This is a genomic window from Deltaproteobacteria bacterium (assembly GCA_016210005.1).
Taxonomy (GTDB): Bacteria; Desulfobacterota; Binatia; order HRBIN30; family JACQVA1; genus JACQVA1.
This window is the reverse complement of record JACQVA010000041.1, coordinates 1-16,081: the sequence shown is the minus strand read 5'-3', so window position 1 is coordinate 16,081 and position 16,081 is coordinate 1. Positions and strand designations below refer to the sequence as shown.

The 16,081-nt window shown below is 65.3% G+C and carries 12 protein-coding genes; 5 read left to right on the top strand and 7 right to left on the bottom strand.

Going from position 1 to position 16,081, the window contains the following annotated elements; translation table 11 throughout:
* Positions 1-223 precede the first annotated feature (223 nt).
* The 6 genes from HY699_05080 to HY699_05055 all read right to left on the bottom strand — a co-directional run bounded on the left by HY699_05080 (position 224) and on the right by HY699_05055 (position 9,834).
* Positions 224-1,558, bottom strand: a complete 1,335-nt coding sequence (locus tag HY699_05080; GenBank protein MBI4515175.1) for a DUF1329 domain-containing protein — start codon at positions 1,556-1,558, stop codon at positions 224-226.
* A gap of 372 nt (positions 1,559-1,930) precedes the next feature.
* Positions 1,931-3,454 (bottom strand): hypothetical protein, encoded by a 1,524-nt coding sequence (locus tag HY699_05075; protein MBI4515174.1) that lies wholly within the window; start codon positions 3,452-3,454, stop codon positions 1,931-1,933.
* Between the two features lie 313 nt (positions 3,455-3,767).
* Entirely contained in the window at positions 3,768-4,898 is a 1,131-nt protein-coding gene (locus tag HY699_05070; protein ID MBI4515173.1) for an alpha/beta fold hydrolase, read from the bottom strand.
* A gap of 59 nt (positions 4,899-4,957) precedes the next feature.
* Complete coding sequence (locus HY699_05065; protein MBI4515172.1) at positions 4,958-5,263, bottom strand: HNH endonuclease; 306 nt, start codon at positions 5,261-5,263, stop codon at positions 4,958-4,960.
* Between the two features lie 14 nt (positions 5,264-5,277).
* Complete coding sequence (locus HY699_05060) at positions 5,278-5,874, bottom strand: CBS domain-containing protein (protein MBI4515171.1); 597 nt, start codon at positions 5,872-5,874, stop codon at positions 5,278-5,280.
* A gap of 363 nt (positions 5,875-6,237) precedes the next feature.
* The gene (locus tag HY699_05055) at positions 6,238-9,834 is read right to left on the bottom strand and encodes a PAS domain S-box protein (protein ID MBI4515170.1); all 3,597 of its coding nucleotides are present in this window, start codon (positions 9,832-9,834) and stop codon (positions 6,238-6,240) included.
* Positions 9,835-10,059: 225 nt separating this feature from the next.
* Here HY699_05055 and HY699_05050 point away from each other — a divergent pair, with 225 nt between their 5' ends.
* On the top strand, positions 10,060-10,977 hold the full coding sequence (locus HY699_05050) for an LLM class flavin-dependent oxidoreductase (protein MBI4515169.1): 918 nt from the start codon (positions 10,060-10,062) through the stop codon (positions 10,975-10,977).
* A gap of 22 nt (positions 10,978-10,999) precedes the next feature.
* Here HY699_05050 and HY699_05045 read toward each other — a convergent pair whose 3' ends face one another.
* Positions 11,000-11,602, bottom strand: coding sequence for a lysoplasmalogenase (locus HY699_05045; protein ID MBI4515168.1), 603 nt, complete (start codon positions 11,600-11,602; stop codon positions 11,000-11,002).
* A 138-nt stretch (positions 11,603-11,740) separates the two neighbouring features.
* Here HY699_05045 and HY699_05040 point away from each other — a divergent pair, with 138 nt between their 5' ends.
* The 4 genes from HY699_05040 to HY699_05025 all read left to right on the top strand — a co-directional run bounded on the left by HY699_05040 (position 11,741) and on the right by HY699_05025 (position 15,929).
* On the top strand, positions 11,741-12,928 hold the full coding sequence (locus HY699_05040; GenBank protein ID MBI4515167.1) for an acyl-CoA dehydrogenase family protein: 1,188 nt from the start codon (positions 11,741-11,743) through the stop codon (positions 12,926-12,928).
* Between the two features lie 23 nt (positions 12,929-12,951).
* Positions 12,952-13,734: an SDR family oxidoreductase gene (locus tag HY699_05035; GenBank protein ID MBI4515166.1), complete on the top strand. Its 783-nt coding sequence runs from the start codon at positions 12,952-12,954 to the stop codon at positions 13,732-13,734.
* A gap of 126 nt (positions 13,735-13,860) precedes the next feature.
* Positions 13,861-14,739, top strand: coding sequence for a phosphoribosylaminoimidazolesuccinocarboxamide synthase (locus HY699_05030; GenBank protein MBI4515165.1), 879 nt, complete (start codon positions 13,861-13,863; stop codon positions 14,737-14,739).
* Positions 14,740-14,846: 107 nt separating this feature from the next.
* Positions 14,847-15,929 (top strand): methyltransferase, encoded by a 1,083-nt coding sequence (locus HY699_05025; GenBank protein ID MBI4515164.1) that lies wholly within the window; start codon positions 14,847-14,849, stop codon positions 15,927-15,929.
* The last annotated feature ends 152 nt before the right edge of the window (positions 15,930-16,081 follow it).

Genomic DNA, 16,081 nt, shown 5'->3' with positions numbered 1-16,081 from the left:
GCGTGCCGTTCCGTTTGCTGGCCAGGATGTAAACGCAGAACTGCTTGTCCATAGCGCCAAACGCCAAACTGGATTCCCGCTTTCGCGGGAATGACGGCCATAACACCGAACCACGTTACCCACAAATTTGTCGCGCACCCTGCGGCCGGGCACGTCAACCGTAAGGTCGAGCAGGTCGTCGCCCCAGCAATGTCAACCCCGCTCCTCCACCGGTGTCGTCAGCTCACTTGCCCAGATGTCCGAGCGAGTTGACCTCGAAGAGGTCGCGGTCGTGGACGATGCGCAGGTCGAAGCCGCCTTTGGGTGTCGTCTTGATTCCGGCCAAGGTGGCTTGGTTGCGTTTGATGCTCTCGACGCACACGAACGCCATGTTCGAACCCTGATTGTAATCCACCTTGCCGTCGGGGCGTTTGTCGGGCAGCGGCAGGTACGACATCACCTGAAAGCTGTTTAGCAACTCGCCCTGCCAGCCGAATTTCCGATTCCACGCGCCCTGAAAAGTCACCTTGTCGATGTAGAGCTGCAGCTTGCCGAAGAGGTAGTACTTGTCCTTGGGCACGGATTCGACGATCCAATGGCGGCGTTTAGCCAGCGCGGCAGTGGCGGGGGCCCAGCCGACGCCCTTCCAGCTGGGGTCCATGAAGCCGAGGAACTTCAGCTCATCGGGCCAGTTGGTGCGCCAGCCGCCCTTCTCCAGCCAAATGGATTCGTGTTGCCCCTTGAGGTTCAAGGGGTCCACCAGCCGCAGCTGATCGGCTTCACCGATCAGGTTCCAAGTGAAGTCCTCGATCTTACCGTCGAAGAACGGGCCGTCGTCCTGCGCCATGTCCGAGCCGAGGAAGCCGTCGGAGCGGTTGGACGGGCTGACCGCGCGCACGCGGCGCAAGGCGGGGACGTAGGTCCAGGTCTGATCGCGCTTGGCCGCATCCTTGTATCGCCAGCTCAGCGCCGCCAGCCCGTTCAAGTCCGCCGGCGTCTGCGCCAGGATGAGGTTGCGGTAGGTGAAGCCCTGCGGGTTGTCGAGCCGCTCGGACTCCGGCACCCCATCGAAGATCTGCCAGTTCACGTCATTGTCGGAGCGGCGTTCGACACCGCGCGGGCTGACCCAGAGGACCTGGGAGACGGCGCGCATGTTGCCGAAGTACCAGCTGCGATACATGAAGTTCCAAATGATCTTGGCGCCCGCCGCCGGGTCTTTGGGGTCGATGGTCGGAAAGGGGTGGCCGAAGATGAACGGCGGTTGCTTGCCGGTGGCCTTCTCGATGATTTCGCCGTTGGGTCCGGTGTCGTAACGGCCCTCGTTGCGCTTGCAGCCCTCGAGGAAGTCGGGCGGCCAGACGAAGTAGTCCGCTGGCCATTCGACGATGGGGTTGATGTACTCGCCGGTTTGATAATGTTTGAGGATCTCGGGCGGCAACAGATCCTTTGCCTTATGCCAGTTGGACTGGTTGAGCACGTCCCCGGGCTGGAGTTGGTCGGCCGGCTCATCCGCTCGCACTGAACCCGCCAGCGCGCACAGCAGCACGGTGCCCAACAAAGTTCGCCTTCGCCAATTCATGTAGCTCTCTCCTTCGCGCGTCTGCCGGCGCGTCTTGCGGCCTGGCAGCGCCCCGCTGGTGGCATCTATTTCAGAGTACGGCGCGCGGCTCAACCGCTCCCGCCGCTTCGTTCCGATAACTGCGCGCGGCAACTTGCTAACTTCGAGCGCGACATCCGAGCCGACGGCTTTCGCGCCTGACCGACGGCCTTACCCTCTGGATCCCGCGAGAAAGATTCGCGAGAGCGGGCGCACGCCGCGACGGGGTGCACACTGGTAGATGGCAGATGAAGGCCCGCGGTTGCCGTATGCGCTGCGCCGGTCCACGGTTTGGGCGGAACCACCCCCGCTCCGCAAACGTGGATGAGGCGATGATGAGCCGTGCCTTGGTCACTATCGCTTGATCCCCTTACGGCGACGCTCGCGTTCGAGTGTCCGCAACAACTCCGAATCGTTCTCGAAATAGCGCTTGGACACAAGGTAGTGTCGCAGGAATTCCGCCTTGTATGCCCTTCTTCTGTGGATGGGCCGAATCCTGTCGAGCACCTTGAGAACGTCGAGAGTCTTGTCAATATCGTCAACACATTGGACCTTGTCGACCCATTTGTCCCACGGGATGCGGTGAATCGTGTAGCCAGCCAGGTGACGAAGCACATCCTCGTAGGAGACCGCGTTGCGGGCTGGACTTCGGAGAAATCTCTCAATCGTGTTCACAATTGCCGGAAACCATCGGTCGTATACCGTACTCTTGGCGAGCGGATGCCCGAGCCCAGCAATCTGCAGAATGTTTAAGCCCGAGAAGTCATCGTCTGCAGGGAGCTGACTCGGATCGACGAAGCGAGCGAGAAATTCCCCCGGGGACACTATATCAGCTCCTCCAGCGATGAAAAGCAACTTGCCGAGATTCTTGAGAAGCGTGGTATTTGCCTCACCGGGCTCAAACGGGCGATTGAAGAGTACTTGGTCCAAAATAGTGCGATGCGGAGCTGCGATGCTGTCTGGTATTTCATTCCTCAAGTTGATGGCATTCCTGACGATGGTGTCCCACTCGTTGTCTCTGATGCCAACAGGTTTAGTCCGGATACCTTTGAGATTGGCGCCAGAGTTCACCAGGATGCAGTGGTCGAATAGTTCCGGCTCTTTAAGGAACGTGTACAGCACCTGTAAACCGCCAAGGGAGTATCCGAGAAGGCTAACGTGTGGCCGTCGAGTCCGATCAAAGAGATAATCGTAAAACAGCTGGTCGTACTCCGCCCCTGCGCCCGAAGCGGAAGCGGAGCCTTGAATCGTCTTGGCGAGTTGTACCAGGTCACGCGAGGTCTGTTCGAAACAGTGGAAGATCGCCCCCGGATGGCGCATCATCCCGCAGTGCGGGCGTCGACTCATGGTCATGGCGCCGGGCGCTTCGGGCCACTTCTGCAACGGCTTCGGGTTATCCTTTGGTCTCGGGAACTGGCGGTACATGCCCTCGAAACGCCTGTCGATGTAGGGAGTGCGATTTAGGTGAAACGGCGTGGGGTATAGTGCTGCGCCGAGGCCCCGGAAGGCGAGCGCGGCACCCAGTCGATCATAATGAGCGTAATGGATATGATCGATCTCATTCAGGCCGTTCACCATGATCACAATATGATCCAGCCTGTTATCTGGAATCTGCATTGCGTCGTGGGGAACGTAAAACGATATATCGAACTGCTCTACGTGATCGCAGACCCAGTGCGACTTTCCACTCTTCCGATTGCCGCGATGCTTGTCTAGAATTTCCTGGTAGTAGGGCAGCAGCTGAACCTTGATACCCTTAAGCAGGCCTGTCGTCTCTTTACCGAGATTAAAGGTCACCGGAAATGCGTGTGGCCGAGGAGGCCAGGCGCGAGCACCAGCGCGCGCTGGATAGGGCATTGTCTTCCTCAGCGCTTTCATCGCGAGCGTCTTCTCTAGCGCAGCGGCTCTTTCGCAGTCAAGCGATCCCTCTCTGCCCGGCACTAAGCACCGCCGGGCTAGGCAGACATGTCTGTTGGAGAACCCGCAGGGTGGGTACATGCAGCGCTCTCGGCCGCTGACCACAAGGGATTGCGGACCTTTAGCGCCGGAGTGGCTACCTATTGGGCCAACGCAGCTTTACCGCGAGGACGTTGCCCCGCCATCGCCCTCCAGGTGCAAGGAGCGAGGCGGGCGTGCCGCGGGGCGCGCTGCCTAGCGGGGCTAGCCCGACCGGCGCTGTTGGCTCGTGATGCTACTCGGCTTCGGCGGCGACGGCGTGTAGCTGGGAGACCGACGCGCGTGGCGCGCGTGCTGGGCGCGAGGCACGTGCCGGCCGCGGCGCCGTCTGGCGGTGGGCATCGAGCCACTGCACCACCACGGGATAAACGTCCTCGGGCGCGTGCAGACCGAGGATGAGGTCGGCGTGGCTGTAGTCGTGAGCGAAGCCCTGGGCTTTGCCGATTATCCGAAAGGCCTTGTCGCGCGAGCTGAGGCGGCGGTAGACCGCTTCGAGGTCGCGCACCGGCGTCAGCCCGTCCTTGCTGCCGGCGATGATAAGCACCGGCGCGGTAATGCGCTCGAGGTGCTCGGTGAAATCGAACATCGCATAACGGTCGTGCATCGCCTTGTTTTCGTACCAGCGAGCGAACTCGCGCAGTAGTGAGGCGGGCAGATCGTCCACCGCGGTCAGCATGAGAGCCCGCAGCAGCGGCAGGCTGGCATTGCCCTCGCACCACCCCAGCTCGCGAATGGTGTGTTCCCAGCCGCGGTAGATCCAGGGGGCGAAGGGAAAGCCCAGGCGCGCTAGGATGCCGACCGGCACCCGCGGCGGCAGCAGGCGCAGCAGCCAGCGGTAGGGCACGCCGAAATCGAGCAGCGGATGCCCGACCTTGGTCATGGTCGGAGAGCCGAGTGTAACCGCGCTGGCGATCTTGTCGTGCACCGGACTCATCAGGAGCGCATAGGCGATCATGCCGCCCATCGAGTGGCCGACCCAATGCACCTGCCGCGCGCCGGTTTCGCGCAAGACCACTTGCAACGCGGCGGGGGCGTCGTGCTGGACGTAGTCCTCGAATGTCCAGTTGTAGCGCTTGCCGTTCCACCACGTCGGGCGAGTCGAGCGGCCGGCGCCGCGCAGCTCGACATTCCACACGTCGTAACCGCGGCGCACCAAGTGACGCGCCAGCGAGATGCGCCCGGGTCCGTCCATGTCCCAGCGATTCGACGACATCCCGTGGCACAGCAGCACCGGGGTGCGATGGCTGCCGCGCCGCGGTACGTAGCGATACAACGCCAAGCGCCAGTGGTCACGGGTATAGGCGTAGTAGTGCTCGGGCTGTTGCTGGCGGTCGAGTTCGAACCAGGTGTCGATCAGGCGCTGCATGCTTGGCTCCTAGCACGTGAGCGCGGCGCAATGCCACCAAGAAAACCGCGGCCGGCCGCCTACGGCTTCCTGCCCTCCGGCGCGGCTGCCGGTTCCCATTCGAAAGCGAGGCGGCTCTGCTTGCTGGCGTTGCACGCCTTGCAGGCGGGCACCAGGTTGCCCTTGGTCGAGCGCCCGCCGCGGATCAACGGCACGACGTGGTCCATCGTCAACTCCCGCGGCGGCACCGCCGCTCCGCAGTAGTGGCAGCGGCCGGCGGCCAGGCGCCGCTTCCACCAAGGCGACTGCCGCAGCTCCCGCGCCTTGGCGCGCTCATGGCGCAGCTGCTCTTCGCTGACCTCGGACGTGAAGTAGTCGGCTGGCATCCGTGCGCCGATGTTCACCCGCGCCGCGGCGGTGGTGCCACCACGGCGCTGACCTCAAAGCCGGCACCTTCCAGCGCCGCGGTAACGTCCTCGATGCGGCGGGCCTTGAGGCGCACGTGCAGGCGGCGAGCGCGCCCGTGCTCGCGGTGCAGCCACTTGATCTCGCCGCGCGCCCCCTCGATCACGCGCCGCACTCGGCCTTCGGTGCCGGCCGTGGCCCTGAAAATGATGCGATAGGTGCGCTCGGCCACGCCCGAGAGCTCGATGAAGGCGCCCAATACATCACTGGCGGTGAGAATGCCGGACAGCTTGCCCGCCTTGATTACCGGCAGAGCATTGATCTTATGCGCCCGCAGTAAGCGCGCGGCTTCGTCCACCGGCGCGTCGGGGGCGATGGTTAACGGGTTGGCGGTCATCGCTTGCCGCACCGCTCGCGTAGTGGCGGGGGCGGCGCGCAAATCCCGATCGGTGATGATGCCGACAAGCTGCGTGCCTTGCAGCACCGGCAGCTGGCGAATGTGGTGGCGCTCGAGCAGTGCCCGCGCTTCGGCCAGCGGCAGCTGCGGCGGTGCCGTGACTACCCGGCGCGACATGCGGTCACCGACGAACATGAGTCACTCTCCGCTTTCAGCTCTCGACCAGGGAGATCTCGGGCGAAGCCGCAAGGGCGTAATGCCTGCCATTTACCGCCGCAGAGCGTCAGGGCGCTCGGCGTGGTTCCCCGCGACGGCTATTCTGTCGGCGGCAGGTGCGTGCGAGCATCGCGTCCGAGGCCTCCGTTCGGCTCCGCTGTTAGCGCAGCGGCGCGCTCGGGGCAACCGGGGTAGGGTTTCCACGATGACGTTTGTGATCACCAGGTTCACGCTCGCGCCACTCAACGAGCGCAGCACGGCGCTGCCTCCGCGGCTTCGATGACGTCGTGTCCGACCCGTTGCAACGTCCGCCGCAGCATGCTGCGAAACGCTTCGTCGTCATCAACCGAGAGAATCGTTGCCATGGCTCGCTCGCAATCCACCGTGCGACTCCTTTGGCACGCCCGCCAGGCGCTGTACCGCCAGGCAGAGTTCCTCCACCGTGTTGGGCTTATAGATCAACTGGCGCACGCCTACCTCAGGGGCGGCGGCGCGCAACTCCTCCGTGATGTACCCCGATGCCAGCACCACCGGTAGGTCAGGACGCAGGCGCGACAGCTCGCGCGCGACCTCGAGGCCTGACATTCCCGGCATGCTGAGGTCAGTCACCACGAGATCGAATTGCCCCGGATCGGCCCGCACGGCCGCCAGCGCCTCCTCCGCCCGCGTGTACCCACTGACCCTATACCCCAACCGTTTCAGCAAGCGCGTCACCAGGAACACCAACGATTCCTCGTCGTCCAGGTAGAGCACGTGCTGGCCCCCGGCCGCCGGGAGGGGCTCGGCCGCCGCGCCTTCCCGCGCCGCGCTGGGCGGCGGCGCGGTGGCGGCGGGGAAGAAGACGGAGAAGATCGTGCCTTTACCGGGCTGGCTAGTGACGGTGATGGCGCCGCCATGCGCTTCGATGATGCCGTGCACGACCGACAGGCCGAGACCAGTGCCTTGGCCGACTGGCTTGGTAGTGAAGAACGGATCGAAGATACGTTCCAACGTCGCGGCGTCCATGCCGGCACCGTTGTCGGCCACGGTCAAGCGCGCAAAACGGCCAGGCCAGAGTTTCGTATCGGCTCTCGCTGCCTGGGCGTCAAGCGTGACCCCATCGAGACGGATGTCGATGCGGCCGCTGCCCCCGTCCAGCGCGTGCCAGGCGTTGGTGCATAGGTTGATCATGACCTGATGAATCTGCGTTGAATCAGCCAGCACCGTGGGTGTGTCGGCGCCGAAGGTGGTGGACAGCTCGACGCCGGCGGGCAGCGTGGCGCGCAGCAGTGCGACGGTCTCTTCCACCGTCGGGCGCAGCGCAATGACTTCTTGCGGCTGCTGTTGCTGGCGGCCGAAAGCGAGGATGCGCTGCACCAGGTCCTTGGCCCTCTGGCTCGCCTTGCGAATCTCGCTGAGGCTCTCGATCGCCGGATGACTGGGTCCGACGTCTTGCCGCGCCAGCTCGGCGTTGCCGATGATGGCGCCGAGGATGTTGTTGAAGTCATGAGCGATACCGGCGGCTAGCGTTCCGAGCGCCTCCATTTTATGAGCCACGTGGAGCTGGGCTTCCAGCGCCCGGCGCTGTTGCTCGGCCCGCCGGCTGTCGGTGATATCGTGGGCCATGCCGCGCACGATGGGAACCTCCGCGCCCTCGGCCCGAAGCGTGTTGTCGTATTCCCACAAGCGGGCCTCGCCGCCGGCGGTCTGTATCCGCATGATGCCTCGCGCACACCCCCTCTCCTCCATTTCGCCCAGATACGCCTGTAAACCCGCGCGCTGCCGCGGGTCGAGCAGATCTGCCAGGTTCATGCGCAGCAGTGTGTCACGAGAATAACCCGTCACCCTCACCGCCGCTTCGTTTACGGAGAGGAGATTTCCTTTCAGGTCATGGGTGCAGATCAGATCATGGCTGTGTTCGACTAGGTCGCGGTAGCGATCCTCACTCCCCTGCAAGGCCGCCTCCGCCCGCTTGCGCTCGGCGATGTCATTGATGACGGCCAGGAATACGCGCTCAGCAGCAGTGTCCACGAGCTGGAGGTGGACCTCCACGGGGTAGTCCGAGCCGTCCTTGCGGCGGTGGACGGTCTCGAAAACAAGCACCTCGCGTTCACCGCTGCGCAACGGCGCCACCATGGCGCGGAAGGCTTCCTCCGTGAACTCCGGCTTGAGGTCGAGCGGCGTCAGCCGGGCAAGCTCATCCGGGGTGTAGCCGAGGTTGCGGCAGGCTCCCGCGTTGACGAAGGAGAACCTCAAGGTTTCGGGATCGAAGACGTAAACTTCGTTCAGGCTGCGGGCAATCACGTCCCGCAGCCAGTTGTGCTCGCGTTCCGCCTCGTACCGCTCCCGGTAGAATTGGGCACGTTGCTGCCGCCAGACAGCCCCGACGCCCGCCCCCGCGCCGGCGAGCAGGACGGCAACGAGAACAATCATCATCCACATCCGCTCGCGCAGCGGTGTGTACACTTCCGACGCATCCATGCGGGCGACCAGAAACCACGGCGAATCGGGGACGGCGCGCAAGTTGCCAATAACCGGCACGCCACGGTAGTCCACACCTTCCACCATCCCCTCTTGGCCCAGAACTGCCTTGACGGCGAGAACGTCCTGCCTCTCCAGAGGGACACTCAAGGTGAGGGCCGTGTTCTTTTTGAACCTGAGATCGTTCAGAAACAGCGCGCTACTCCCATCCCGGCGGATGAGCAGGGTCTCGGCCGTCTCGCTGGGCGTCGGCCAGCGGCTGATTAAGAGATAGAGATAGGTTTCGGGATCGATCCGCAGGGCGACGACTCCCAGCGCCCGACCGCCGTCGGGCCGGCCGAGAATTGGGATCAGCAACGTGAGATACACCCGCTGGTCGTGCTCATTCCGGTGGAAATCCTGAAAGACCATCTGTCGCGACTGCAAGACCTCGGCTGCGCGTTGAGACACCACGGAAGCGATTGGCACACCGGTTTCTGGAATGGCGATCCGCACAGCGCCGTGCGCGTCCAGGAGGAAAAGCCGATTGTACTCGAAATGCTCCTGGAGTTTGCCCAGCCACACCTGCAACTGTGCGTGCGTCTCACTGTCGGTCGGGTTGTCGAACACACGCCGCACCAGCGCGGCAAAGGCGGTGTTCCCGAGTAGAACGGAACCATCCTCGAGGCGCTCCTTGCGATAACGCACCAACTCTCCGACCTTCAGCTCTGCAACCGAGGCAAGCTGGCGCCCCACCTCCACGCGGTACTGCGCTTCGTATGTACGGGAATACAGATACCCTGCCGTGATGATGCCCACTGCCAGGAGGATGAACACCAAGAAGAGAACGGGCACAGGACGCGTGGCCGCGGCTGCGTCCGGGTCACCCCGCGGCCAGGCCTGCGGGCCGGCAAGGGCCAACAGGGCTACCCCGAGAGCCGCGAAGGCCATGCTGGTGGTTGCCGCCGGCGGAATAAAAGAGCCGCCATACAGCAGCGGCGTCCCGTAGAGGTAGGCAGGGAGCAGTACGAAGCAAGCCGCCAGCAACAGACAAGCGAGGATCGAAGCGGCCACGGCTCGCCACGGCCGGTGCGAGGAAGATGGCAGCGCCGCCAGGAACGACAGGCTGGCAAGCAGGAAGCCGAGCGCGGTCACCGGGGACATGTGCCCGATCGGCGCTCCACCCACGGCGCCCACGGCTGCGAATCCGAGCTGTTCAGCGTCTAGATATATCCCGTGGTACGAGAGAAAGAACAGCAGCAACGCGACCGGTGCGCCGGCGCAGTGGGCTACCACGCCCAGCCAATACGCGCCGGCGCACAGCGGTAAGCGGGCGCGCAGGACGGCGGCGACTCCGTACAGAACGAACAGCACCGCCGTGCTGGGCGCCATCGGGATCTTGCCCGGCCCCAGGCTGGCCAGAAACAGAAACCCGAGGGCCCATCCAAGCAGGGCGATGAGACCGGCGGCCGCCGCGACCGCGCCGCATGTGCGGATCAAGCAGCAATAAGGAATGTGTTCCTGAACACCACGACTTGTCACGGCGTCGGCCCCAAGCGGCTATCTGCAAATTTGATCTACCATCTATCCTACCACCCGCGGAAAGGACAAGCGCCCGAGCAAGTTTGTTACGCTAATCTTGGCGCGCCGCCGCGCCGGTGCTACGGTCGGCGCGCCGAGTGGGCCATCCGGCCGCGGCAACAACTACGACGGGAGAGATCGGCTATGGCGTCTGCTCACTTTGGAGTCACACTGCCGCAGATCAAGCGGAGCTGGCAAGAGACCAGAGCGGCGGCACTGGAATACGAGCAACTGGGCTTCGACTCGCTGTGGTTCAATGATCATCTCTACGGCATCCCCGCTCCCCAGCTACCGATCCTCGAGGGCTGGACGGCGCTGTCGGCGGTCGGTGCGCTCACGACCCGGGCGCAGCTCGGGCTATTGGTGTCGCCCGTCGGCTTTCGCAATCCGGCGTTGCTGGCCAAGATGGTCGCGACCCTCGACCACATCACCGCCGGGCGGGTAATTGTCGGGCTCGGCGGCGGTTGGTTCCAGATGGAATTCGCCGGCTACGGTTTTGACTTCCCGTCACTGCCGGTGCGTTTGCAACAACTCGACGAGGCGGCCGCCTTGATGCGGCAGATGTGGAGCGAGCCGGCGGCGAGCTTCGCCGGCCGCCACTTCACCATCGACTCGGTGTTCTGCGAGCCCAAGCCGGTGCGGCGTCCGCCGATTCTGATCGGCGGCGGCGGGGAGAAGGTCCTGCTGCGCTTGGCGGCCAAGCATGCCGACATCTGGAACAACCTCGCCGTGCACCAGGCCGAGCTGGGGGCCAAGATCGAACGGCTGCACGCGCACTGCCGTGGGCTCGACCGTGATCCGGCCAGCCTCACCGTGTCGCAGCAGTGCATGGTTGTGATCGGCGACAGCGAGGCCGACGCGGCCGCCAAGGTCGCCAAGGCGCAGCAGGTCTTCGGCGGCCATCTCGGCTCCGGCATTGCCGGCACCGCCGCCCAGTGCGCCGAGAAAATTCGCCAGCACCTCGCCCTCGGCTGCACCATGTTCGTCATCGAGTTCTTCGGGCGCGACCCGCGCGAGCCGGCGCGGCTATTCGCCGAGCAGGTGATGCCGGCGTTTCGCTAACAGCAATGCCGTGGCCGGTCGCTCAACCAGCCCGCAGCACCGCCACCAGCCCCAGTTGCCCGAGGTGGTAGGTGACCATGATCGTCGGCTGGGCCCAGGCGAGCGGGTGGACGAAGCGATTCCAGGCGATGATACCGTCGGAGGCGAAGAACAGCAGTGCGCCGAGCGCGGCCAGCGGCCGGCCCGATGCGAACGCCGAGGCCACCATCAGCGCGATCACGGCGATGTAGAGGACCACCGCTGCGCGCAGGCTCGGCTGCGCCACGGCGCGCGTAATTCGCAGCGTCAGCGGAGCCGACAACACCGCCACCACGATCAACCAGCCGATGCGTGCCGCCGGCGAGATCTCGAAGTCGGCAATGTAGGCCACGTGAGCGAGCAGAAAGGCGCTGAGGCCGGCCTTGAAGCAGTCGCCGGGCAGCATGAGATACACGTCGCCGAGCAGCGACAGCACCAACGCCGCTATCAACCATCCCGAGGGACCGGCACCGGCGCCGGCATAGAGCAGCAAGGCGGCCAGCGCGGCCGGTTTGACGAGCTGTTCGAGCGGCTTGTCGGCCCGCGCCACCGCCACCCAATTGAGGCCGGCGAGTAGGAGAAAGGCGGTCAAGGATAGAATGCTCATGCGGTGCTCCTTCCCGGCACGGTTTAACGGATTTGGCGGACTACCGCCAAGGTGGCGGCGAGACCGGGGCGCTGGTCCCTTGCCTTCGTGCTCTCGGCTGATCATAAGAGCGTGTCGGAGCGGAAAGGATCACCGGGTATGGATCTGCGTTTCAGCGAAGAAGACGAAGCCTTTCGCCGGGAGATCGCCCAGTGGCTGGCCGACAACCTTACCGGCGAGTTCGCCCAACTGCGCGGCCGCGGCGGCCCGGGCGACGAACATGCGCTGTTCGAGGAACGGCGCGCGTGGGAACGCACCATGGGCGCGGCCGGGTGGGCCTGCGTGGGCTGGCCCAAGGAGCACGGCGGCCGCGGCTTGTCTTTCACACAGCAGGTGATTTTCTACGAGGAGTACGCCCGCGCCGGCGGACCTGGCCGCATCGGCCACATTGGTGAGACCTTGCTCGGCCCGACCATCATTGCCTTCGGCACCGCCGAGCAGAAGCGCCGCTTCCTGCCACCGATCGTCCAAGGCGAAGAGCTGTGGTGCCAGGGCTATTCCGAACCGAATGCCGGCTCCGACCTCGCCAATGTGCAGACCAAAGCGCAGCTCGAGGGCGACCACTGGGTGATCAATGGCCAGAAGGTCTGGACTTCCGGCGCGCATTGGTCCGATTGGTGTTTCGTCCTCTGCCGCACCGACCCGGCCGCGCCCAGCCACAAGGCGATCTCGTATCTGCTGGTGCCGATGCGTCAGCCGGGCGTCGAGATTCGCCCGATTGTGCAGATCACCGGCGAGTCGGAATTCAGCGAGGTGTTCTTCGACAATGCCCAGACGGCGGCCGCCAACGTCGTCGGTCAGGTCAACGGCGGTTGGGCGGTAGCGATGGGTACGCTCGCTTTCGAGCGCGGCGCTTCCACGCTCGGCCAGCAACACAGCTTCCAAAACGAACTGGAGCAAGTGCTGGCGATCGCCAAGAGCAACGGCGCCGCCGCCGAGCCGGTGTTGCGCCAGCGTCTGGCCGATGCCTGGATCGGCCTGCGCATCATGCGCTTCAATGCCTTGCGTTCGTTCAGCCACGCCGGCGGCGCCGAACTCAGCCGCGAGGCGATGATCACCAAGCTCTACTGGGCCACTTGGCACCGCAACTTGGGCAAGCTGGCGATGGACGTGCTCGGCCCGCAGGCCGAGATTGCCGAGGCGGCGCCCTACGCGCTGACTCGCTTGCAGCGGCTCTTCCTGTTCACCCGCTCCGATACCATCTATGCCGGCACCAATCAGATCCAGCGCAACATCATCGCCGAGCGCGCGCTGGGCCTGCCGCGCGAGCCGCGGGTGACGAAGTAGCACGGCCGGCAAAGGATGATGGCATGAGCACGACGACTCCTGGGTATACTGAAGGTCACAACCTGCTAGCCGGCAAGAGGGTGGTAGTGACAGCCGCGGCCGGCACCGGCATCGGCTTCGCCGTCGCCCGGCGCTGCCTCGAAGAGGGCGCCACGGTCATGATCAGCGACATCCACGAGCGGCGCTTGGGCGAAGCCGTTACCGCGCTCGGCAAGATCAACGGCAAGCCGCCGGCGAGCAGGCTCTGCAATGTGACCAAAGAGGCCGAGGTCCAAGGGCTGATCGAGGCCGCCGTCGCCGCCCTCGGCGGCATCGACGTAGTGATCAACAACGCCGGCCTCGGCGGCTTCGCGCCGCTGGTCGAGATGACCGACGAGCAATGGCACGCCGTCCTCGACGTCACGCTCAACGGCACCTTCCGCATGACCCGCGCGGCCCTGCGCCACATGATTGCGCGCCGGAGCGGCGTGATCGTCAACAACGCCTCGGTACTGGGCTGGCGGGCGCAGCCCGGGCAGGCACATTACGCCGCGGCCAAGGCCGGCGTGATGGCGCTGACGCGCTGCGCCGCCATGGAAGCCGCCAAGGCCAACGTGCGCGTGAACGCGGTCGCCCCCAGCCTGGCGATGCACGAGTTCCTTTCCAAAGTGACCCCGCCCGGCCTGCTCGAAGAGCTCACCGCCCGTGAAGCCTTCGGCCGCGCCGCCACGCCGGCGGAAGTCGCCAACGTCATCGTCTTCCTCGCCAGCGACTACTCCTCGTACATGACCGGCGAGTGCCTTTCCGTCAGCAACCAGCACCCGTAGGCGGGGCCGCGCTGGGCCGGGATGAAACGCCGGGCAAGGCCGCGGCGGTTACCCCGACCTTGCGTGCACGAAGAGGACGAACTAATGGAGTTCGGCACCCGCGCTGCGGGTCGAGTACCGAGAGCTATGGACACGCTTTTTGAATCCCACCTCACCTCGCTGCCGCTGCTGTTTCGCGGCAAGGTCCGCGATATCTACGATGCCGGCGAGTACCTGCTGTTGGTTGCCACCGATCGACTCTCGGCGTTCGATGTCGTGCTGCCGACCCCGATTCCAGATAAGGGCCGCATTCTGACCGAGCTGTCGCTGTTCTGGTTCGACTACGTGCGCGACCTCGTGCTCAATCACGTGGTGTCGGCTGATATCACCGACTACTTGCCCGACGCCGCGGAGCGGGCGCAGCTCGCCGGCCGCACGGTGGTCTGCCGCAAGGCCACGCCGCTCAAGATCGAGACCATCGTGCGCGGCTACCTCGCCGGCACGGGCTGGAAGGATTACCAGCGCGATGGGGCGGTGTGCGGCGTGCGGCTCCCGCCCGGGCTGCGGGAGGCCGACAAGCTGCCGGAGCCGGTCTTCACGCCTTCAACCAAGGCCCCGCGCGGCCAGCATGACGAGAACATCAGCTTCGACGAGGCGGCACGGCTGGTGGGCGCCAGGCTGGCGGATGAGGTCCGGCAGTTGTCCCTAGCGCTGTATCGCAAGGCCGCGGCCTACGCCGAAACCCGCGGCATCATCGTCGCCGACACCAAGTTCGAGTGGGGCCTGGTCGAGGGCCAGCTGATCTTGATCGATGAGTTGCTGACGCCCGACTCCTCGCGCTTCTGGCCGATGAGCGAGTATCGCCCCGGCCGCACACCGCCCAGCTTCGACAAGCAACCCATCCGCGATTACCTCGAGTCGATCGGTTTCAACAAACAACCGCCCGCGCCGGAACTGCCGCCCGAGGTCGTGCGCCAGACCAGCGCGCGCTACCGCGAAGCCTTGGTGCGCCTGCGCGGCCACTGACTGCCGGCATCCCTTGAAGCGTGAACCGCGCTCGATCCATTAGCCGCGGCCTCCCGCTGCGCCAACTCGCCCGCTCGCTGCGAGCGGCCGGATACACCGCGCCGGCCTTGACCCAGCTCTTGGGCATCCGCGTGCCCGACGATGTCGGGCCGCTCAACCACGCCGCGGCCTGCGAGCGCCTGCACGGCGAGGCTTCCGCCACGGCCACGCTGGCACGCGTGTTCTTCTTGGAAGAAGCCGTCCCCAGCCGGCAACTGTGGGATCGGGCCACGCGTGCCGCTTGGCAGCGCTACGGCCTGCTGCGCCAGCGCGGCACTCGCCTTCAGACGCGGTTGCGCCTCGACGTTGTCGGCGAGCAGTACTTTCTCTCCGACCTGCGCTTCCGCTCGCCCGAGCGCGGGGCGTTGAACTTGCCCGCCGGCGACCCGGTGTATCCGCCGAGCAGCGACTCGCTGTTGTTGCGTGACGCGGTGGTCAGCAACGACGGCACGGTACTCGATCTGTGCACCGGCTCGGGTATCCAGGCGCTCAGTGTCGCCACCCGCGCCCGCCGCGTCGTCGCGGTAGACATCAGTGCGCGCGCGGCCGCGATGGCACGCGCCAACGCCGCCCTCAACGCCATTGCCAACCTCGAGGTACGCGCGGGCGACCTCTATCGGCCGGTCGCCGGCGAGCGCTTTGACACCGTGATCGCTAACCCGCCATTCGTCGCGTCACCGTATCGCAAGGGCCCGGCGTATCACTCCGGCGGTCCTACCGGCACACGTGTGCTGCAGCGTCTAGTCACCGGCCTCGGGCCAGTGCTGGCTCCCGGCGGGCGCTTCTTCGCGGTCTCGCATCTCGCGCTGCGTGGGGCCGAAACGGTGGCAGACGTGCTTCGCCCCTGGTTCGGCGACTTCCCCGGCCGGGCGCTCGCGCTGGTGCTGGAAAGCGGCTCGGCGATCGACTTGGCCGCGGCGCAAGCGCTGTTTGCGCTGGCCGGGGGCCTGGCGGCCTACGGCGCCGAGGTCCGGCGTTGGGTGGCGTATCTGCGCCGGCATCAGGTGCGCGAGATCGTGCTGCTATTGCTGGTGGCCGAGCAAGCCGCGCGGCGCGATCTGGCGGTCATCGAAGCCTTCCAGCGCACCTTCCCGATGCCGGTGTCGTACCCACCCCGCCACCACCTCGAGCAGTGGCTGGCGGCCGACTGAGTGAGCGCAAGGGGTGCGCGACAAATCTGTGGGTAACGTGGTTCGGTGTTATGGCCGTCATTCCCGCGAAAGCGGGAATCCAGTTTGGCGTTTGGCGCTATGGACAAGCAGTTCTGCGTTTACATCCTGGCCAGCAAACGGAACGGCACGCT